This window comes from Bacillus sp. LR--39 (assembly GCF_053613335.1).
On sequence record NZ_JBSIOT010000003.1, the window covers coordinates 138,527 to 158,074 of the forward strand.

General features: G+C 47.8%; 16 protein-coding genes. 1 reads left to right on the forward strand and 15 read right to left on the reverse strand.

Translation table 11 applies throughout. The features are described 5' to 3' along the window. Positions 1 to 2: 2 nt before the first annotated feature. The 6 genes from ACWHAR_RS15700 to ACWHAR_RS15725 all read right to left on the reverse strand — a co-directional run bounded on the left by ACWHAR_RS15700 (position 3) and on the right by ACWHAR_RS15725 (position 7,807). Positions 3 to 1,265, reverse strand: a complete 1,263-nt coding sequence (locus tag ACWHAR_RS15700; protein WP_032872943.1) for a glycosyltransferase family 2 protein — start codon at positions 1,263 to 1,265, stop codon at positions 3 to 5. Next, positions 1,258 to 2,985 (reverse strand): DUF2334 domain-containing protein, encoded by a 1,728-nt coding sequence (locus tag ACWHAR_RS15705; RefSeq protein WP_032872941.1) that lies wholly within the window; start codon positions 2,983 to 2,985, stop codon positions 1,258 to 1,260. Before ACWHAR_RS15705 ends, ACWHAR_RS15700 begins: the two co-directional genes overlap by 8 nt. Continuing rightward, complete coding sequence (locus ACWHAR_RS15710) at positions 2,975 to 3,823, reverse strand: diguanylate cyclase domain-containing protein (protein WP_032872939.1); 849 nt, start codon at positions 3,821 to 3,823, stop codon at positions 2,975 to 2,977. The genes ACWHAR_RS15705 and ACWHAR_RS15710 overlap by 11 nt, the downstream gene beginning before the upstream one ends. Next, on the reverse strand, positions 3,804 to 4,889 hold the full coding sequence (locus ACWHAR_RS15715) for a hypothetical protein (protein ID WP_032872937.1): 1,086 nt from the start codon (positions 4,887 to 4,889) through the stop codon (positions 3,804 to 3,806). Before ACWHAR_RS15715 ends, ACWHAR_RS15710 begins: the two co-directional genes overlap by 20 nt. Before the next feature lie 233 nt (positions 4,890 to 5,122). Next, positions 5,123 to 7,309, reverse strand: a complete 2,187-nt coding sequence (locus ACWHAR_RS15720; RefSeq protein WP_029326219.1) for a DNA topoisomerase III — start codon at positions 7,307 to 7,309, stop codon at positions 5,123 to 5,125. Positions 7,310 to 7,372: 63 nt separating this feature from the next. Beyond that, positions 7,373 to 7,807: an Lrp/AsnC family transcriptional regulator gene (locus ACWHAR_RS15725; RefSeq protein ID WP_003156263.1), complete on the reverse strand. Its 435-nt coding sequence runs from the start codon at positions 7,805 to 7,807 to the stop codon at positions 7,373 to 7,375. A gap of 175 nt (positions 7,808 to 7,982) precedes the next feature. On the opposite strand from ACWHAR_RS15725, the gene ACWHAR_RS15730 reads away from it, so the two are divergent. Next, positions 7,983 to 8,273 (forward strand): DUF3817 domain-containing protein, encoded by a 291-nt coding sequence (locus ACWHAR_RS15730; protein ID WP_003156265.1) that lies wholly within the window; start codon positions 7,983 to 7,985, stop codon positions 8,271 to 8,273. Between the two features lie 37 nt (positions 8,274 to 8,310). On the opposite strand, the gene ACWHAR_RS15735 is transcribed toward ACWHAR_RS15730, so the two are convergent. The 9 genes from ACWHAR_RS15735 to ACWHAR_RS15775 all read right to left on the reverse strand — a co-directional run bounded on the left by ACWHAR_RS15735 (position 8,311) and on the right by ACWHAR_RS15775 (position 19,435). Then, a complete protein-coding gene (locus ACWHAR_RS15735) occupies positions 8,311 to 9,120 on the reverse strand; it encodes a lipid II flippase Amj family protein (protein ID WP_032872935.1) in 810 nt (269 codons plus the stop codon). Between the two features lie 498 nt (positions 9,121 to 9,618). Next, entirely contained in the window at positions 9,619 to 10,041 is a 423-nt protein-coding gene (locus ACWHAR_RS15740) for a pyridoxamine 5'-phosphate oxidase family protein (protein WP_003156270.1), read from the reverse strand. Between the two features lie 6 nt (positions 10,042 to 10,047). Continuing rightward, entirely contained in the window at positions 10,048 to 10,671 is a 624-nt protein-coding gene (locus ACWHAR_RS15745) for a GNAT family N-acetyltransferase (RefSeq protein WP_032872933.1), read from the reverse strand. Positions 10,672 to 10,758: 87 nt separating this feature from the next. After that, complete coding sequence (locus ACWHAR_RS15750; RefSeq protein ID WP_032872931.1) at positions 10,759 to 11,262, reverse strand: D-lyxose/D-mannose family sugar isomerase; 504 nt, start codon at positions 11,260 to 11,262, stop codon at positions 10,759 to 10,761. A 12-nt stretch (positions 11,263 to 11,274) separates the two neighbouring features. Next, on the reverse strand, positions 11,275 to 12,135 hold the full coding sequence (locus ACWHAR_RS15755; protein ID WP_023356711.1) for an SDR family oxidoreductase: 861 nt from the start codon (positions 12,133 to 12,135) through the stop codon (positions 11,275 to 11,277). A 158-nt stretch (positions 12,136 to 12,293) separates the two neighbouring features. Continuing rightward, positions 12,294 to 13,808, reverse strand: coding sequence for a class I adenylate-forming enzyme family protein (locus tag ACWHAR_RS15760; RefSeq protein WP_032872929.1), 1,515 nt, complete (start codon positions 13,806 to 13,808; stop codon positions 12,294 to 12,296). A gap of 222 nt (positions 13,809 to 14,030) precedes the next feature. Then, complete coding sequence (locus tag ACWHAR_RS15765; RefSeq protein ID WP_032872927.1) at positions 14,031 to 16,115, reverse strand: BglG family transcription antiterminator; 2,085 nt, start codon at positions 16,113 to 16,115, stop codon at positions 14,031 to 14,033. 299 nt (positions 16,116 to 16,414) lie between these two features. Then, positions 16,415 to 17,317, reverse strand: a complete 903-nt coding sequence (locus tag ACWHAR_RS15770) for an aldo/keto reductase (protein WP_014416927.1) — start codon at positions 17,315 to 17,317, stop codon at positions 16,415 to 16,417. Between the two features lie 114 nt (positions 17,318 to 17,431). Then, on the reverse strand, positions 17,432 to 19,435 hold the full coding sequence (locus ACWHAR_RS15775; RefSeq protein ID WP_032872925.1) for a penicillin-binding transpeptidase domain-containing protein: 2,004 nt from the start codon (positions 19,433 to 19,435) through the stop codon (positions 17,432 to 17,434). Between the last annotated feature and the right edge of the window lie 113 nt (positions 19,436 to 19,548).

The following is a 19,548-nucleotide window of genomic DNA, read 5'->3' on the forward strand; positions in this document are numbered from 1 at the left end:
GGTCACCCGCTTTTATTTTGATTGTATCGCTCCGTTTTGTACCACTTGACTTCCTGCTTGAACAAGCGGTGCTTAATCTCTGTGAATAATGACCAGATGACGAGCACGATCCAAGCCTGGGAGTATGTAAAGTACATCAGAAATACGATAAAGAAGTTTTGTTTGTTCATTTCTGTTTTTTCAATGCTTAAAGTAATCATGACCTCAGTCATAAACAGGAAAAAGGCCAGTATCCACAAAATCATCGCCAAAAACCCGACTGCCAGATGCAGGTCGTAAAAAAGATTGATGATAAAAATCGTGTTTGACATGATCACACCGAAGAAAAACAAAAAATACGTAAAAAAGAAATAAAACAGATCGAAGATGATCCGCTTGCGTTTCAGCTTGAAAAATTGGGATAAAAACTTGAGAACAACGTATTGGTTGCCGCGCGCCCATCTTGTCCGCTGACGCCACCAGACCTTCCATGTCTCAGGCTCCTGCTCCCATGTCACAGCCGCCGGGAAAAAGCGGATATGGTAGCCGAGATTATACACGCGGATGGTCAGCTCGGTATCCTCCGCCAGCGCCTTATCATCCCAGCCGCCGAGCTGTTCGATAATGCTCCGCCTGATCGCGAAGTTCGTTCCCGGGATGGTGGCGATTTTGAACCATTTCCATCTGCCGCCCTGCGCCATCCACTGAAAGCAGATGGTTTCTATATTGATAAACTTCGTCAGGATCGTTTTGGCCGCATTGATGACACGGAATTTCCCGACAACCGCTCCCGCTTTCTCATCATTCATCAGACCGAGAACCAGGTAGTACACCGCCATTTTTTCCGGCGTATTGTCTGCATCATACACGCAGATCACGTCTCCGTTCGATTCCGCGAACCCTGAGTTCAGCGCCGAAGATTTTCCTTTTCCGGCGTTCGGGGGCTTTGTGATGACCATTTTAATGAAGTCATACTGACGGGAAAATTCATTGACGATGTCTCCCGTCCGGTCGGAGGAATTATCGTTAACGACGATGATCTCAAGCCTTTCTTTCGGATAATACAGGTTCACCATCGCCTTCAGCGTCTGCCTGATGACGACCTCCTCATTATGCGCGGGAATGAGCACGCTGACCTTCGGGAGCTCCCCCATCATTGCGCGCCATTTCGGAATGTTCCGTTCGAAGGTCATATAATGCCTGAATCCGCCCTGCATCAGAAACATGTGATAGAGAAGCATCACCCATATTAAACTTAATGAGATAAAAAACAGAATGTTACTCAAGGGTTCTTCTCTCCTTAAAGATTCGTTTTTTTAATGTGGCGCGCAAATATAGAACGTAGCAGGCGAACATGATGATAAACAATAACACCACGCCGGAGAGAATCCAAAGCGCTTTTTCCAGAGGCGTCTGCTGATGGTGATTGAAAAAGGCCGTTATCGGATGAATCTTGTTTTCCACATGAATGGTTCCGTCTCCGTCCGTTTTGATCCTGACGCTGTCCGACGTTACCGTTTGCTTCGTTTTCTTCAGATCGAGCCACTCGCCGCCGGGAATCCGCTCCATCTGATTGACGAGCTCGGGGAGGTATTTCATGCCGAGATACGGATGGTAGAAACCGCCCGCCGTTCCGCCGCCGAAATCAATCATCTGCGAAATATGATTCTCCATATCTCCGAGCGGATTTTCCTTTGAGCTATCGGCATAACCGATTGTTTCTGGGTACAGCGTCATCCCGTGCAGCATAGCCGGCTTTGAGACGAACGGAGGGGCGCCCGAGGTTTTCCACGTCGTGCCGCTGAGCTGCACTTGTCCGAAAATGCTGGAGAAATAAGAAGATGCGATTTTGTAGCCTTCTTCAGACATCGTATAGTGCGGCGCTTCGAATGACAGCGGGTAAAGGCCGAGCTCTGTCAGATCGTCAATCGCCTGCTCCAGCTTCGTTCTTGTGTAGATGTTTTCTTTTTCACGGAAAGGCTTCACATACGCCCGGTACGCTTTTTCATTCGGAAAATCCTGTTCCTTTTCAAGCTTGACCGGAGTATCATCCGCATTTTCTGACGTAATCGGCTGATCCGCTTTGGCATCCCAAAATTCAAAGCCTTCTCCCGTTTCGCTGTATCGGTATGCGTGCGTGTAGCCGTGAATAATGATACTGCCGCCCATTTGCTGAAGTTTTTTCAGGACGCTGACCATTTTCGGCTTGTCCGCCAGGTATACTTTTTCTCCGTTTTCCGGGTTGAGATAGACCGGAATGACCGCCAGAATAAACGGAATGTGTCTTTTATGCAGGTAAGCGCCCGCTTCGTAAAGCAATGTTTCATCTGACATCGGACTGATGTCCTCAAGCCGCAAATAAAGGAGGGTGCCGTCCTCTGATTCTCCGAATGCGTTGCGCAGCGCTTTCGCCGTCAGAAACGAATCATTTAACAGGCTCGTCACACCGAAATAATAGTCAGAGCGCGCCGTTTTCCACATAAAAGGGCGGGTGCTGCCGTCACCGGACCGGTATGTATAAAGGGGCTCCCCTTTTACTCCCGATACGCCGAGCACGGACATCCCTTTTTCAAGCGGCATGTCTGTTTTTTCTTCTTTGCTGTAAATGCAGTATACCGTTTCTTTTTCTGCCAGGGACAAACCCGCAAATTGGCGGAACTGCCCAGCGTTATAGCCGATGCTGATAAGCTGCTGCGGCATACTGCTGATCAGAGACACAAATGATGTGCTGAGCTTTTTTTTCGTGACGCCGTAATAGATGACGCGCCGATTCTTTTTGAGATCGGCTGCTGTGATGTCTCCGTCGCTTTTCACGGTGACGGCGGATGAGAAATGGCCCGCGGTCAGATCAAGCATTTTGACCTCAGCGGTTTCTTTGCCGTCCGTGCTTGTATAAATAATGAGAATGCCGTCCTTTTTGTCTTTTGCTTCCGCCGTGAGGGGAACATAAACCGCCGAAATCATGAAGAGCGCCGAGAGTAAGAGACGTATCCATTTAGAGTTCATTCATCATCATCTCGTTTTCCAGTTCATTTAAAAATTGCTCGGCCGTTTGTAAATCCTTTCGGTACGCCAAGTAACATACACGGAAGGTGATGGAGACGTATTTACCGTTTTGCAGCCGGTACGTATCCAATTCCTTTTTCAGCTTCGCCAGAACGGCCGGCATGTTTTCTTCAGGCGTATGGGTCAGCACGATGCCGAACCGTTCGGCGGACGGCCTGAATTTTTTGTCTGTTTCCCGAACGCTTGACCGGATTTGGCGGCTGATAAACGCCAGCAGCCGATCGGTCTCTTTTTCTCCGTAGAGGGATTTGAATTCTTTGAAATAATGCATGTGCAGCAGCAAAAAGACGAAGGAATTGCCGTAGCGTTCCGCCCGCTTGATTTCCTCAGAAAGCTCCAGCTTCATCCGCAGATGGTTGTCAAAGCCGGTCACCCTGTCGACGGCGACAAAGCTCGTAATCTCTTCACGCAGCTGTTTCACTGAGCGCTCAAGCCCCTTCGCCAACTCGTGAATCCTTCCCGCTATGTAAGAAAAGAGCAGCAGCGCAATCCCCCAAATGACCAGCACCTGCAGACTTTCGGCACCGGCAGACGCCATAAAGCTCCCGGTCTGAAACCACAGGAGCAGGCTGCCGAGAACAAATAAGACGAGTAAGGTGATGACGAGCGCGTAGATTGCCCCGAACCATATGCCGGCTCCCGTGACAAGCAATGTGATGCAGGTTATCAGAAGCCCTGCGGATTGCTGAGACGCATAGTAAATAAAAAAAGACAGCAGCACCAGCATAACTGCTGTGTAGCTGCACAGTTTTTGTGATTCATTGAATGATATTTTCATTAAACAATTTCCTTTCAGCCAGAAGCGGCAGCAGGTTATCGAAAGAATGTGTATCGTCCCCGCTCATATAGCCGCCGTAATCAGGTTTCAGCGTGTCCAGTGTTTCAAATGAAGTCATTCTTTCATAAAGCGGCTTGATGACAGCCGGATCAGCTTTTTGTTCTGCTAAAAAAAGAACGGCCAGGGCGTAAACGGACGGTGATTCGTATTGAACCGCCGGCTCCTTCGTGTCTGCGCTGTATCGTCCGTACAGCTGTCCGCGCGACTTAAATTCCTTTATAATCCATTTCGACAGCACAGCGGCTTTGCCATCGCCCCGCTTCAGATTCACGGCGGCGTACAGCTGGTCGATGATATTCACTTCGCTGTCATATTTGTATTCCTTAGTTTCGGTATTGAACGATTTCGGCAGAAAACCATTTTTCAGGGGCGCAAGATTGAGAACATCAAGGTTCAGGTTTTCCGTTTTCTCATCGATAATTCCCTTTTCTCTGAGCATCTGTAAGGCGCCGGGGTCGACATAGGACAACGTCACGGTCTTTGACGCGGCATTTGAAGCGGCATCATAATAATCCGTAAAATACCCGTCATTCGTATTGTATTTTTCCAGCGCCTTCCCGATCTGCACCGACGTTTTCCCGTATTCACTGTTTCCCCACAGGGTTCCGGCCTCATTCAGACAGTTCATAATTCTGAAATCATCAATTAAGGCATTGGTGCCGCTCGCTTTATTCCCGTCAATCTTCCACGACACGAGCCCGTTTTTCGTCAGAAACGAATCGGTGAGAAGCTGATATTGCGCTTGAAACTGCCGTTCATCTTTCCTGTTCAGCAAAAATGCCATCCATAGTCCGAGAGACTCAGATAAATATTCCGGCTCACCGGATATGTTCGTCCGGATCATCCCCCGCCCGTTCATCAATTTATGATAAATAAAATGCTCTGCGGGCTGAAGCGGTCCGGACGGTTCGGCCGCCGCCTGTTTTTCAGTGCCGGCCTCCGCGCACCCCGCCGTCAGAACGATCGAAATCAAAAGGATCATCAGACGAAAAACGAATTGCTTCACAGTCCATCCTCCTATTTTATAAACCCTTTTTTAGACCCATATCTTATTTTTTCACAAAGTATTTTTACTATATAGGAAACGATAAAAGAATACTAGCATTTTTTCACATTGGAAAATTTTAAATGGGAGCGCCGCCTGCTCACCTTTCCCCTCTTCGTCTGGATCGTATTCCCATTACAGTTAAAAACACAACAAAAGGCAGCATTTCTTTACAAATGCTGCCTTTCACTGATCTATTTATCCAGGCCGAGTTTTTTCAGCTGTTCTGCCAGCGCGTTGTTCATCGGCTCCTCTTTGTTTTGGCTTTTCATATAAGAGTTGATGTCCCGCTTGGATGCGCGTCCGGATTTATCTTTCGCCTTGCGCTTTTCAAAGACGGACAGTTTCTCCCGGTGGCCGCATACACATGCGAAGGTTTGGCCTTCGCCCTGGCCGCGAAGCTCCATTTTCTTATGACAGTTCGGACAGCGGGCGTTTGTTTTTCTCGCCAGCGTTTTCCGGCTGCCGCATTCCCGATCCTGACACACGAGCATCGTGCCGCGTTTGCCGTTGACTTTAAGCATCATTTTGCCGCAATCAGGGCAGGCGGTGCCTGAAATGTTGTCATGTCTGAAAGTCTGGCTGCTGTTTTTGATTTCCTTCACCGTTTTGCCCGCATATGTTTTCATGTCTTTAATGAACACGGCGGATTTCAGTTTACCCGCTGCGATGGCGGAGAGCTTTTGCTCCCACTCAGCGGTTAAGGCCGGTGATTTTAAATCTTCCGGGACGAGCTGTAAGAGCTGCTTCCCTTTTGACGTGATGAAAATATCTTTTTCTTTTTTCTCGATTAAGAAACTATTGAACAGTTTTTCAATGATATCAGCGCGGGTGGCGACTGTTCCGAGTCCGCCGGTTTCACCCAATGTTTTCACAAGGTTCTTCTCTTCTCCCTGCATAAAGGCGCTTGGGTTCTCCATTGCGGATAACAGCGTGCCTTCATTAAAGCGCGCCGGCGGTTTCGTCTGTCCGCTCGTTTCTTTCAATGATGAGACAGTGAGGCGCTGACCCTGCTGAAGATCCGGGAGCGTCTGGTCTTTGTCTTCCTCATGATCGTCGTCATCTTCGTACATATCATACACGGCTTTCCAGCCAGGCGATTGAACCGTTTTCCCTTTTGCGGTAAATGTTTCGCCGCCGATATCGGCTGTGACCTTTGTTTCTTCGTATTCGAACGCCGGCATTAACACGGCGAGAAAACGTTTGGCGATCAGATCGTAAAGCTTTCGTTCTTTGTCGCTGAGGCTTGAAAGGATCAGCGGCTCCTCTGTCGGAATAATGGCATGGTGATCCGATACTTTCGCATCATTGACGAATCCTTTATGCGCTTTGACGCCCCGCTTCAGTATTTGATTGACGTATTGCGCGTACGGCTTAACTTCCATGCCGTTTAAACGGTCTTTTAAAGTCGGCACGATGTCTGCGGAAAGGAATCTGGAATCTGTCCGCGGGTAAGTGACAAGCTTATGCTGTTCATACAGCTTTTGAAGCACGGACAGCGTCTCTTTTGCGGAGAAACCGAAGCGCTTATGAGCGTCCCGCTGCAATTCCGTCAAGTCGTAAAGACCGGGTGCGAAGCTTTTCTTCGCCGTTTTTTTCAATTCTGAAATGACTGCCGGCTTTCCTTGCAGGTCTTTTGCCAAACGGCCGGTCACCGTCTGATCGAATGTTCTAGTCTGCTTTGTTTTTTTATCCTGCCATGTCAGCGTCATCTGATCAGCCGCCGCGCGGAGACCGTAATAAGGGACGGGTTTGAACGCCTGAATGTCCGCTTCACGCTTGGCGATCATCGCCAGTGTCGGAGTCTGGACGCGTCCGCATGACAGCTGCGCGTTAAATTTTGTCGTCAGCGCGCGGGTCGCGTTGATGCCGACGATCCAATCCGCTTCCGCTCTGGCAACGGCGGAATGATACAGATTTTCGTACTCTTTGCCGTTGCGGAGCTTTTGAAATCCTTCTTTAATCGCCTTATCCGTCACAGAGGAAATCCACAGCCGCTTGATCGGTTTGCGGACGTTTGCCTTTTCGATGATCCAGCGGGCCACAAGTTCCCCTTCCCGTCCTGCGTCTGTAGCGATTACGATCTGGCTGACGTCTTTTCGGACAAGCTGAGCTTTGACCGCATTGAACTGTTTTCCTGTTTTTTTAATGACGACGAGCTTCAAAGGCTCCGGAATTATCGGCAGATCCTCAAGCCGCCATGATTGAAATTCTTTGCCGTATCCTTCAGGGTCAGCGAGCGTTACCAGATGTCCGAGCGCCCATGTGACGATGTAGCGGTCGCCTTCAAGATATCCGTTTCCTTTTTTATGACACTTCAGCACGCGGGCCAAGTCCCGGCCGACTGAAGGTTTTTCAGCTAATACAACTGTTTTTGACATGCTTTTCACTTCTCTTTCTTTCACAATCATCCTGTTATTATAACAGACTTCCTCACGCTCTCTCTAATCGAGGACGTTTTTTGTGTCAATTTCTGAGAAAATGACGTGGGTCACGGTTTGGGCATACGGAGAGGTGCGGTTGATGAAGTGTTCGATCGTTTCCAGGCTGTCCGCGTTAATCTTCAGCATATAACACGCCGCGCCGGCGACCCGAAAGCAAAATTCAATGTTGGGAATGGATTGAATGTAGGTTTTGAATTGATCGTATTTTCCGTTTTTCACTGTCGCTTCAACAATGCAGGAGACGGGAAGCCCGATCTTTTTTTGATCAATGTCCAATGTATAGCGCTTAATAACGCCGAAAGATTCAAGCTGTCTGACACGCTCTGTGACGGACGGGGCTGACAATTTGATTTTTCTGCCAAGCTCCCGCATGGACAGGCGGCTGTCCCGCTGCAGCTCTTTAATGATGCTCAGATCAACATTATCTAGTTTCATGACTGTAGTCCTTCCTTACCCTTTTGGCTATATTATCAAGAGAAATCCGAAAAATGACAAGAACAACAGGCTGAATTAATAAAGGTTTTTTAGGAACTGACGCGAAATGGTCATATTAGGACTGCCCTTTGCTTATAGTATAGAGGAAAAAAGATGTCCGACAGGAGGGAGCTGTATGTTACACACGCCGATCGGCAGACTTCGCACGATGGGGTTTATTGAAGGAATGTCGCTTTTGGTGCTGCTGTTTATCGCGATGCCGCTGAAGTATTGGGCTCATCATCCGCTCGCCGTCACCATTGCCGGTTCCATTCACGGCGGTTTGTTTATCATTTATCTGGCGGTGCTGGCGTATGCGGCGTTTACTGTCAAATGGCATGTGAAATGGTCAGCCGCCGGTTTTATCGCGGCCTTTATTCCGTTCGGTAATTTTATTTATGATCGCGGCCTGAGAAATTATCAATAAAAAAGCTCCTCTGCAGAAGAGGAGCTTTTTTCATGCGTTACATCCATTTCGTCACCCAGGCGATATAATAAGCGCCGGGGATGAACACGAGCTGGGCGAGAAGCGTGCCCGCCACCCTTGATGTCACCATCGTCAATGATGTCCATTTTAAGGAGACGTAGCTGCGCTTGCCCTTCGCCACATCGTCTGCCAGTACGGATACTTTCGGATCAACAAACACAGCCAACAGCATGGTCGCAACTCCGTTGATTAAGCCTGATGCCATCACGGCGGTCGTGCTGTGCTCAGGCGCCAGAAGGCCGGCGTACAGAGCGGACAGAACACCGATCGTGTAAATAGACGTAATGACCATATTAATGACAAACAAGCGTTTCGGGATCATTCGGAATTGAAGCCCCTTTAAATAGGAGACTGACGGCAGTCTGATATAAGAACGCGCATGCTTCAGCCCGTTCAGTGAAAATCCTTTTTTAAATACCTGCATGACGGAGCCTCCTCCGTCCGCCAAGTGTATAATCGCCCTGGTGAATAACGCGACGAATGTCGGCAAAAGACAGATGCCGAGTATCGTTCCGACCGTGGAGCCGAATATTAAAAATCGAAACTGAGCGCCCACAACAGACAGGGCGTTTGATCCGGCGGCATCAATCAGATGTCCGGTAAACGGCTGCTGAACCATGTTTGACATACGCGACACGATGACCATGACATTAAATAATGACAGCGCTGACGCGATAAATCCGACTCTCGCGCCGGAAAGCCGTGTTGCATAGGCAAGCGTTTCAACCGAATGTATCAGCAGCAGAAAACAGAAGATAAACAGTACTTGTGAAGTAATAACGTGCAATGTATGATTCCTCCAAATCTTTTCTACTGATTAGACTCTGCAGACTGCGGCGAGGTTTCGGCCGGTTACATAAAAAAACCGCCCGGATGTCCGGCGCGGTTTTTGTCTTATTCTTTTCTTACGCAAATAAATAATATATGGTTGCCCGCCTTAGCCCGCGGGTGATTCGTATAAACAGTTCCGACAGAATCATTCTTCGAAAGTAAACACCATGGAAGTTCTTGAACACAAGACAACGAAAGCCCTACCTCTCAATCGTCACTGCGGCTCCGAAGCCGCGCCGGTGTGAATTGTAAAACAAAAAGTCTTTTTTCCATCTCTTCGTTAGGGGCGAATGTCAGAAGGAAAAGAATAAGCTCAGCTTTTTTTCAAGCTGTCCGTTGAAGCCTGAAGCTTCTATATCAAAACAGAAAAAAGAAGTTTACTTTCTTTTTTATTTGCATGTTGTCACTTAGCAATTAAGTATAACAGATTGCCCCTGAATAATCAAATGATTTATTAAAGTTCCAGCTCGGCCGGCGTTTTTTCACCCGCGTTCATGAGCTTGATCTGCTTCGGTTCAATTTCCAGAATCACAAGGTTCGGATCGTCTTTTCCGTCAAACCAGCGTTCCAGTTTCGGATCCCACAGCTTTTCTTTTAAATCGGCTGAGTTGTTCAGTTTGGCGGTTCCGGCCACTTCCACATAAGCGTCACCGAATCCTTCACAGTCATACCCTAACAGAATATGAACATTCGGATTGTTTTCAATTTCTTCCGCTTTATGAGTGTCTTTGCTCGTCGGCGTGTAAATCGTTAAGCCGTCATGGAAAAATGTCATGTAGCGTGAATGCGGTTTGCCTTGCTCTACCGTCGCAAGCGAACCGACTTTATGATGATCCAGTACTTCAAGCACTTTTTCTTTGATTTCATTTTGATTCATGAAGAATCACTCCTTTTTAACGTCTCCGCTGTTACTTTTCCACATTGGGGAGACATTTAAACCAAGAAATGTGCTCTTCTGCCGATCTTCGCTCCATTCCCGCTTCAGCATGCTGTAGTTCACCGTGTCATGATAGGCGCCCTGTACGAAAATGCCTTCTCTCGTCAGTCCTTCTTTCTGAAATCCGAGCCGTTCCGCCACCGCCCTGCTTTTCGTGTTTTTTTCAGCCGCGCTGATCATGATGCGGTTCAGGCCGAGATCCTGAAATGCATGGGTGATGACCGCCCGGCAGCTTGCGGTGATAATGCCGAATCCTTCATGCTCTCGATCCAGCCAGTAGCCGATCTCTGCTTTTTGATTGACTGGATCGGCATTATGGATGCTGATCATGCCGCAAAACCGGCCCTTCACAAAAATTCCGGCGTCAAACCCATTCTCTTCCGCGTATTTATAGCGCCATTCGGGGATGATCACATCTCGGTACGTATCGATATCAGCCAGTTCTTCCGCCCAGCTGAGCCATTCGCTGAGATGGTTTTGATTTCGCTTCATAACAGAATACAATTCGTCCGTATCTTCTTTAGCAAGCAATCTGATCTTCAGATGTTCCCAGATTTGACAGGAAAACACGACCGCACCTTCTTTCCTTTATTAGCCATTATACAGGTAAATTCACTTTTTTCCATACAAAAAAAGATGAGGCGTGCAGCCTCATCCTTAAATGCGCGGGTCGGTGAAAACATCGTGATCATCCGTGCTTGTCGATGACATTTCCGTGACGACCGCCCCTTCTTCTCCCGCTTGAAACCAATGCTTCGTATCCGGCGGAATGGTGTATTGTCCGCCCGGCTCAAGCACAATCTCATGCCAGACGGTGTAGTATTCCTTGTCTTCTTTCGGCGGGAGGACGCTTGGGTTCTCTGTCTTTTCGCCTTCCACGTAGAGATACACCTTCCCCCAGCGGCAGCGGAATGTCTCTTGTTTTCCCTTCTCGCTGCCGACCGGCGGATGGCGGTGTTCCGGACACGTCTGGCGCGGGAAGAGCACCAATTCTTTCGAACAGTAGCGGTCGGTATTCACGTAAATAAACAGCTGAAGCCCGGTTTCCTTAAGCTTGCCTAAGCCGTAATCCATGATTTGAATGTCTTCGACTTCATCATCAGTCAGAACGATTCCCGCTTTTTGATAGTATGCATTCACGTCATGCTTCGATATCGTCATGCTTCAGCCCCCTTATGTGGTCACAAATTTGCCGCCGTTGACATGCAGCGTCTGTCCGGTCATATAAGATGATTCGTCTGAGGCCAAGAGCACATAGCAGCCGACATGTTCAACAGGCTGGCCTGCCCGGCCCATCGGCGTAGTCTGACCGAAGGAAGCGACTGTTTCTTCTGAGAATGTCGCCGGAATAAGCGGTGTCCAGATCGGTCCCGGCGCCACGGCGTTGACACGGATACCGTCGTTGACGAGCGCTTGCGCCATGGATCTCGTAAAACCGTTAATCGCGCCTTTCGTAGCCGTGTAGTCAATCAGCTGCGGATTGCCTGTGTAAGGATTAATGGATGTCGTATTAATGATCGCGCTGCCCGGCTTCATGTAATCAATCGCTTTTTTAGTCAAATAAAATTGTGAGTAAAAGTTTGTTTTAAAGGTTCTGTGAAGCTGCTCGCTTGTGATGTCTTTAATGCTTTCTTTCGGATGCTGTTCCGCGGCGTTATTCACGAGAATATCAAGACGCCCGAATTCTTCAACCGTTTTTTCAACGGCTTCATTGCAAAAGTCTTCCTCACCGACATCGCCGGGGATTAACAGACATTTTACGCCTTCTTCTTCCACTCGTTTTTTTGTATCTTCCGCATCACCGTGTTCATCAAAATAGACGATCGCGACATTTGCGCCTTCCTTCGCGTAAGCAACCGCTACGGCGCGTCCGATACCGCTGTCGCCCCCTGTGATAAGTGCGGTTTTTCCTTTTAATTTGTCAGCGCCTTTATATTCTTTGTATTCGTAAACAGGCGCCGGATTCATTTCGTTCTCAATGCCCGGCTGGCGGTTTTGTGATTCCGCCGGGAATTCCTTCGGATAGTTTTCCATGTCAAGTTCCTCCTTCTTGTTCGATCTCATATTTCTTGTCTACCTCGGCAGTCTTCCGGATAAACATGATTGAGACAGTTCAAAATGTTTTCGGAGTAAAATGTTTCACATGGAACGCAAGAAAAAAACCCGGCTCGCAGCCGGGTCTTTGTTTTCAATTATGAACGGACCGCTTGTTTGCGGAGCACGTCTTTTCTCACTTTTCCAAGGTTGTTTTTCGGAAGTTCGCTGACGAACTCAATGTCCGGAATTTTAAAGGCGGCAAGACGTTCTTGAAGGAAACGGGTCACTTCTTCTTCTGTCAGGCCTTCTCTGCCGTTTGTCACGATGAACGCTTTCGGCTTTTCGCCGTAGAGCGGATCAGGGATACCGACAACCGCCGTTTCGAGAATGCCCGGCACTTGCTGAATGACCTCTTCAATCTGGTCGGGATAAATATTATCGCCGCCGTAGATGATGACATCTTTATAACGTCCGGTGATAAAGATAAATCCGTCTTCATCCACATAGCCGGAATCGCCGGTATGGAACCAGCCGTCTTTCAGCACTTTTCGTGTCGCTTCTTCGTTACCTTCGTAGCCTTTGAATAAAAACGGACTTTTCACAGCGACTTCTCCGATTGAACCTTGCGGAAGGAATTCACCTGTTTCCGGATCTACAACGCGGACGTCCACTTCTTCCATCGGTTTACCCGCGGAAGCGGCTTTATCCATTCCCATTTGCGGATTCCAAGAGCTGATGCCCCACGCTTCCGTGCTTCCATATCCATGCATGAGCGGAATGCCGATGTCGAGATACTGCTGAATCAGACTGCTTGGCACCTTTGTTCCTCCCGTCATCATATAAACGATAGAAGACATGTCAGTCTGATGCGTTTCCCATGCTTTCAGCAGGTATGTGAAATAGACTGGCAGCGCCATGATGGTTTGTATTTTTTCTTTTTCGATGAGCTTCAGGTTTTCCACAGGGTCCTGATTGTCTGTCATAATGAATGTCGTTCCGCTCATCGTGCCGACCATCTGGCAGATAATCGCGCTCGTATGGTAATTCGGATGGCATGCTAAGAAGCGGACATGCTGCATTCTCCCCGTGTATGCCAATGTCGCGTTTACGTAGTTGTATATGCCGCCGTGAGTGATCATGCAGCGTTTCGGATTGCCGGTTGTACCTGAGGTAAACATCAGCAATGCCGTATCGTTTTCAGACACCGTTTCGACGTCCGGTGTTTCACCGGAGCCTGTCAATAAAGCGTCAAACTGAGGCGTTGTCTCCGCAGCTGTTCCTGTTACGACCTTCAGTTTAAGAGAAGATGCAAGCGCAGGAAGCACTTCTTCCATGATCTCTTTAAATTCAGTGCCGTAAAAAACAGCTTTCGGTTCACAGGCTGCTAAAATGCCCTTCATTTCGTAAGGTGTTAATTGCCAGCTGACCGGCACAACCACCGCGCCGATTTCGAGTGCCGCAAACATGACAATGGATGCCGCGTGGCCGTTTTTGCAAAGCATCGCCACTCTGTCGCCTTTTTTTATTCCTTTATCAAGAAGCGCTTGTGCAAGCTGGTTGATTCGTTTTCGATATTCCGCGTAGGTCAGGGTATGCGCACCGCTTTTTACAGCTTCGATCTCTTCGCTATTTGAAATGTCATGCAGAATCAGATGCTGTAATGTCTCCATATTTTCATCTCCCATAATGATAAATCACAAAAAAACTCTGTCAGATTTTCTTTCTCACGCAACCCATTTTAAACCAAAAAATATAACTTGTAAAACTATTTTGTTTTAGAACTATTCCATCGGTGAATGATACAATAGTCCCGTGTTTTTAGTTTCTTCCCTTCCCCTTACCCTCATACATGCATAAAAAAACACACCCCACATGAGGTGTGCGCTTCCTGTTTACCGCTGTCCTTTCTCCCGAATGAAATGATAAAACAGCTTGTTTAAACGTTTGTATAAATCGGCCTCATCCTCAGTCTGGAAGGCTTTTATACTGTCTTCGGACTCGATGATGGCCGAACTGACCGCACTTAGTATTTCCGACCCTTCAGCAGGCATATCAGCCGGCGCCATCATCACCAAAGCGCGGTCGACGGTCAGGGAATTTCCGTCCATGCCTTTGACACTGCATGGAGCTGTCAAATCATAAATTTTGAAAAAAGGCGTGACAATTTCTTCATTTTTGAGATGGTACAGGGCCATCGCCGTTCCCGGAATGCCGAGTCCGCCCTGTCGTTCACGCTCAGCAAGGCACTGTGCGGTTTTTTGGGCATTATGAATCAATCCTTCTTGCTCCAGCATGTCAAACATACGGTTCAAAAACAGCTCATACGCCGTGTTTGACTCAATGGATTTGACCGAAAAGTTCCGCAGCACGCTTTGGATAACCGCCGCGTAATGCGCCATACGGCCGGCCGCTTCCAGCATATCAGGCGTCTCCGGCTGCTTCTCTTCTCTTTTACCGTTTCTTTTTTTGTCAAGAATCAGCGGAATTTTTCTTTTGATGTACTGCTTGACCTGATCAGCGTCTTCTTCGTTTAAAAGCGGACTGACCATGACGTAATCAATGTTTTCATACGGGATCGGAACGGTGGATACGATCATGTCATACGCGGTGATGTCTCGATCCTTCAGTTCGATGAGGGAAGACATATCAAAGGAACGGATTTCCGGAAGCTCTTTTTTCAGCCTGGATGCGAGCATTTTGGACGATCCGATGCCGCTTGAACAGACGATCAGCGCTTTGATCTTCGCTTCTTCCCGTTTGATTTCCAGAGCGGAGCCGAAGTGAAGAACGATGAAAGCGATCTCATCATCAGAGAAAAGAAGCCCCGGAAAGAATTTTTCCATTCCTTCTTCTACGGCCATGTACAGCAGAAAGTAGTCGCGTTTAATTTGCTCAGTCATCGGATTGTACATGTCGATATTTTCTTTTACCCGGTTGATCGCAGGCTCCAGATGGGCGATTAAACCATCGTATAAAGAACCGTTTTCCGTCAGATCAATTTTAATTTTTTCAGAAATGAAGCCGATCAGCTGCTTCGTTTGCAAGGCCGTTTCAACCTCTATGTCTTCCGGTTTGAATTCCGTTTTGTATTTGCGGTTGGCGCTCCGCAAATGAATGGTGATATATCCGATCTCAGCTTCCGGAATTGAAACGCCGAACGCTTTTTCAAGCTCTTTTGCCATTTCCAGCGCAGAGCCGTACTCCTTCGTCTGCTGCAGCGCTTTTAGTTCCGAATCCTCCATCGTGATGGTTTCTCCGAGCCTGATCCGGTCCATCGCAAAGGTTAAATGAACCGCAAGCGCCATGTATGAGCTGTCAGATAAGGCGATCGCGATTTTTTCCTTGAGCTGAATTAAGAGCCGGTCCATTTTCAAAAGTTCCGCTTTATTTACGACGCCGAACATTTTTTCAGCATCGTCCGGTTTTCCTTTAATATTCAATTCAACCGCTTCCAAAAAGCTTTGAATATCAAGGCGGTTGACGATGAGATTGCCGACGATTTTCCGTTTCGCATTTTCCGGCCCCGTCAGCTGAATGCCGAAGCCCCTTTTTCGGATCAGCGTCAAGCCGAAGGGCGCAATCCAAGTCTCCAGCTCATCCAGGTCATAGCTGATCGTCGCGTTTGTCACTTGCAGTTCGTTCGCCAGACTGTAGAGCTTAATCGGCTCTTGAGACTCTAATAGTGAACATAGAATTAAAAGTTTCCGCTCCTCAGCGCTGTATTCATACTGTTCATAGGACAGGTCTGACAGGAGTTTTTGTTTGTCCTCCGGGTTTCCTACCGCTTTCAGTCCTTTGCCGGGCTGTTTATCAAGTGCCAGACCGAATGATTCCATCATCGGTTTGATTGTTTTTAACTCGCGGTGAACGGTTCTTGTGCTGACTTGTAAAGCTTCCGCCAGTTCATGCACTGTCTCGTACCGGTTCTGCAGTAAAAGATGTTTCATTAATTTTTGTTCTCTCGCTGTCATATACATGAAACGCGCCTCCAGATTTTCTAGTTGTGAGAAGTATGGCATATGGGGAGTGCTGCCGGGGAAAGTGGTGTAAGTTATAATATAAAACGCTTTCAATGATTATTCAACCATTTTCAAATGGCAATTTGGCACTGGGCCGTGTGACAGTATTGAAAAAGAAAAATGTGTCAGATAATATGCCATGACGCTTGTTACTCTTGATCCGCACGGCTATACTTCAAAGTGACCTTACTTGTTTTTAGACATTGCACACCACATAAACAAACGCCCGGAAGCTAGCTTCCGGGCGTTTGTTCTGTTTATGGAATATCGCAGCCTTGGACACCGGTATAAATCCGGAACCACTGATCATGGCTGAGTTTGTACGCGGATGCACGCACCGCGGCGGAAATGCGGTTCTCTTTTCCGCTGCCGACAATCGGCATGATGTCTGCCGGGTGGGTGAACAGCCATGCGTACATGACTTCGTCAATGGAAGCGGCGCCGATTTCTTCCTGTACGGAACGAAGCGCGGCACGGATTCGGACGTCCTTATCTGATTGTCCGGTAAAGACGCTCCCGCCCGCAAGCGGTGACCACGCCATCGGCGGAATGCGTTTTTCCTGACAGAAATCCAGCGTGCCGTCATGAATATTTTCAAGCTCGTACGCCGAAATTTCAATTTGGTTTGTGATAAGCGGATCATCCAAATAGGATTCGAGCATTCTGTACTGGTGCGCTTTAAAGTTCGACACCCCGAAATATCTGACCTTTCCCGAGCTTTTCAGCGCGTGAAACGCTTCAGCCACAGCCTCCGGGTCCATAAGCGGGTCCGGTCTGTGAATGAGCAGCACGTCCAGATAATCCGTATTCAGATTCAAAAGCGACTGCTCCGCCGACGCTAAAATGTGAGACTTCGACGTATTATAATGATGCGACTTGTTTCCGGGCCGTTCCGGTGATTCAATGACAATCCCGCATTTTGTGACGATTTCGATTCGCTCCCTTATTGAAGGCGAAAGGGACAAAGCGCCGCCGAACAGCTTTTCACACGTATAACCGCCGTATATATCGGCATGGTCGAAGGTGGTGATGCCTTGGCTGATGCACCATTCAATCAGATTCAGCAGCTCTCCGTCTGAAACATTCCATTCGTTCAGACGCCAAAGCCCGTGTATCACTCTTGAAAATTCCAGGTCTTCAGCCAATTGAATGCGCTGCATGTGAAATCCCCCTTTTTTCTTAGAGCCTCTTGTATCTCTGTTTTCAGGAATTGCCCATGCTGTTTCATTCTGCTTCGGCGGCCGATTTTCCTTTCAGCCCGCAAAAATCGTCATTTAATGATTCTGAAACTGCTTTTTCGCTTTTTCAACGACGTAATGGCTTCCGCCGCGTTTTTTGACGTCTTGAATCATCATCGCGATCAAGAGGTCTTTCTTTTTATAATCGTAACCGACAAACCAGCCGTTTTCTTTGCCGTCTTTATCTTCTTTAGACGTTTTCAGCTCGGCTGTACCGGTTTTTCCGGCTACGGTAATGCCGCTTACGGCCGGCTGATATGCAGAGCCGCGCGGATCTTCAACGACGCCTCTCAGCCCTTTCGTGATTTCTTCGGCATTGGCTTTCGACACCACTTGCTTATGCCAGATTTGCGGTGTTTTTTCTCCGTCTTTGATCAATGTCGGTTTGACGAGATTTCCGTCTGTTACAAATGCGGTATAGTCAGCCGCTAAGTGCAGCGGAGACATCATCATCTGCCCCTGGCCGTAGCCCGTATCTCCGAGAAGGATCTCGGAATCAAGCTTGCCGTTAGCGATTGAAGACTTTTCAATCGGAAATTGGTACGGAATCTCTTCATCAAAGCCAAATGTTTTTAATCCTTTTGTAAACGCGTCCGCTCCGGCATCTATGGCATTTTGCGCAAAGTAGATGTTGTCCGATGTGATCAGCGCGTTTTCGAGATCCACTTCATTCAGGCGCTCTGATACGCGTGTGACATGGTAACCGCCCCAGCTTGAATCTTTCTGCCACTCTTTTCCGGTGATTTTTTTCTTTTCCGACGCTTTCAATGTGCCGTTTGTCAGGCCGACTGCCGCGGCAATCGGTTTAATCGTTGATCCCGGCGCATAAAGTTTGTTGAATTTCGCTGAAAATGGATTGTTTTTATCTTCATTCAGGTTTTTCCATTCTTTTCCGCTCCAGCCGAAAATAAAGCCGTTCGGGTCATAAGACGGTGCGCTGACGAGCGCGAGTGTCTCTCCCGTTTGCGGTTCGAGGGCGACTGCCGCTCCGCTGTCATCTTTCATAGAATCATACAGCTTCGTCTGCGTTTTCATGTCAATCGTTACATGAATATCCTGCCCGCTTTCGGCTTTCTTTTCAGCAATGACCTCACCTGTTTGCGGGACGTATATTTTCCAGCCGGCCGTGCCGCGCAGCTTGTCTTCATATACATTCTCAAGGCCGGCGATGCCGATTTTGGAAGTATCGCTGTATTGGCCGTCTTTCGCTTTTTTCAGCTGCTCCGCTGTGATGGTTTTAATATAGCCGGTCAGATGGGCTGCTTTTTCGCCGTACGGATAGTAGCGGGAGCTGACTTTCGTTTTCGTCACGCCGTCTAATGCGAGCAGGCTTTTGACCTTGCTTTCATCATCCGGTCTGATTTTTTGAATCGGGACATAGGAGTCGTCTTTTACCCAGCCCTGTTTCAGTTTGCTTTTGATATCGTCTTCAGAAAGGTCCAGTTTTTCAGACAGTTTTTTGATCACGCTGTCTTTATCCTTACCGAGTTTTCCAGGGATAATGCCGATTTCCGGCACCTCGGTATTCACGGCGAGACCTTTTCCGTCTTTGTCGTAAATTTGTCCGCGCTTCGGTTCTTCATTTGCGATCTGCACGGTTTTGTCATCGGAAAGCTGTTTGAAAATAAAAGAAGGATTCCAGTCGATGTTCCATGATTCTCCATCGTCTGTTTTTTCTTTTTTCAGGACGGCCGTGTTTTCAAAAGCGACCTTCCCTGCTTTTGTATCCATGCTGACTTTATAATCGATGTGCTGGAGGTCATCTTTTTTCTTGTCGTCTTCGTCCTGTTTTTCGGCAGTGACTTTCAGATTTTTGACCCCTGCTTGTTCATAAATGGTTTCATATCGTTTTACAAAATCCTTTTTGGATAGCTTTTTCTTTTCATCCTGGGTGAGACTTTGGTACATCTTATCGTAATGACCGCTGTTCCAGTCTTTTACGAAATCTTTCATTCTGTCTTCGGCCGATTCCGTTTTCGAGCAGCCGATCAAACCTATGATTCCTGCGAGTAAAAGTAATAGGTATAACCCTTTTTTCACTGTCTATTCCCCTGCCTTCCAACTGTTATTTTCTCCTAAACCAAATCAGGCTGGCAAGGATTTTTTTCTCATATTGTTTTAAATTTTTTTGTTTTTCCTGCCGTCACGGGCCA

Excerpts from the sequence above, each read along its gene's own strand:
- ACWHAR_RS15755 (WP_023356711.1), bottom strand. The coding sequence starts at position 12,135 with ATGGAAAACTATCCGAAGGAATTCCCGGCGGAATCACAAAACCGCCAG.
- ACWHAR_RS15740 (WP_003156270.1), bottom strand. The coding sequence starts at position 10,041 with ATGAATCAAAATGAAATCAAAGAAAAAGTGCTTGAAGTACTGGATCAT.
- ACWHAR_RS15765 (WP_032872927.1), bottom strand. The coding sequence starts at position 16,115 with ATGTATATGACAGCGAGAGAACAAAAATTAATGAAACATCTTTTACTG.
- ACWHAR_RS15770 (WP_014416927.1), bottom strand. The coding sequence starts at position 17,317 with ATGCAGCGCATTCAATTGGCTGAAGACCTGGAATTTTCAAGAGTGATA.
- ACWHAR_RS15725 (WP_003156263.1), bottom strand. The coding sequence starts at position 7,807 with ATGAAACTAGATAATGTTGATCTGAGCATCATTAAAGAGCTGCAGCGG.
- ACWHAR_RS15750 (WP_032872931.1), bottom strand. The coding sequence starts at position 11,262 with ATGACGATATCGAAGCATGACGTGAATGCATACTATCAAAAAGCGGGA.
- ACWHAR_RS15730 (WP_003156265.1), top strand. The coding sequence starts at position 7,983 with ATGTTACACACGCCGATCGGCAGACTTCGCACGATGGGGTTTATTGAA.
- ACWHAR_RS15720 (WP_029326219.1), bottom strand. The coding sequence starts at position 7,309 with ATGTCAAAAACAGTTGTATTAGCTGAAAAACCTTCAGTCGGCCGGGAC.
- ACWHAR_RS15710 (WP_032872939.1), bottom strand. The coding sequence starts at position 3,823 with ATGAAAATATCATTCAATGAATCACAAAAACTGTGCAGCTACACAGCA.
- ACWHAR_RS15760 (WP_032872929.1), bottom strand. The coding sequence starts at position 13,808 with ATGGAGACATTACAGCATCTGATTCTGCATGACATTTCAAATAGCGAA.
- ACWHAR_RS15705 (WP_032872941.1), bottom strand. The coding sequence starts at position 2,985 with ATGAACTCTAAATGGATACGTCTCTTACTCTCGGCGCTCTTCATGATT.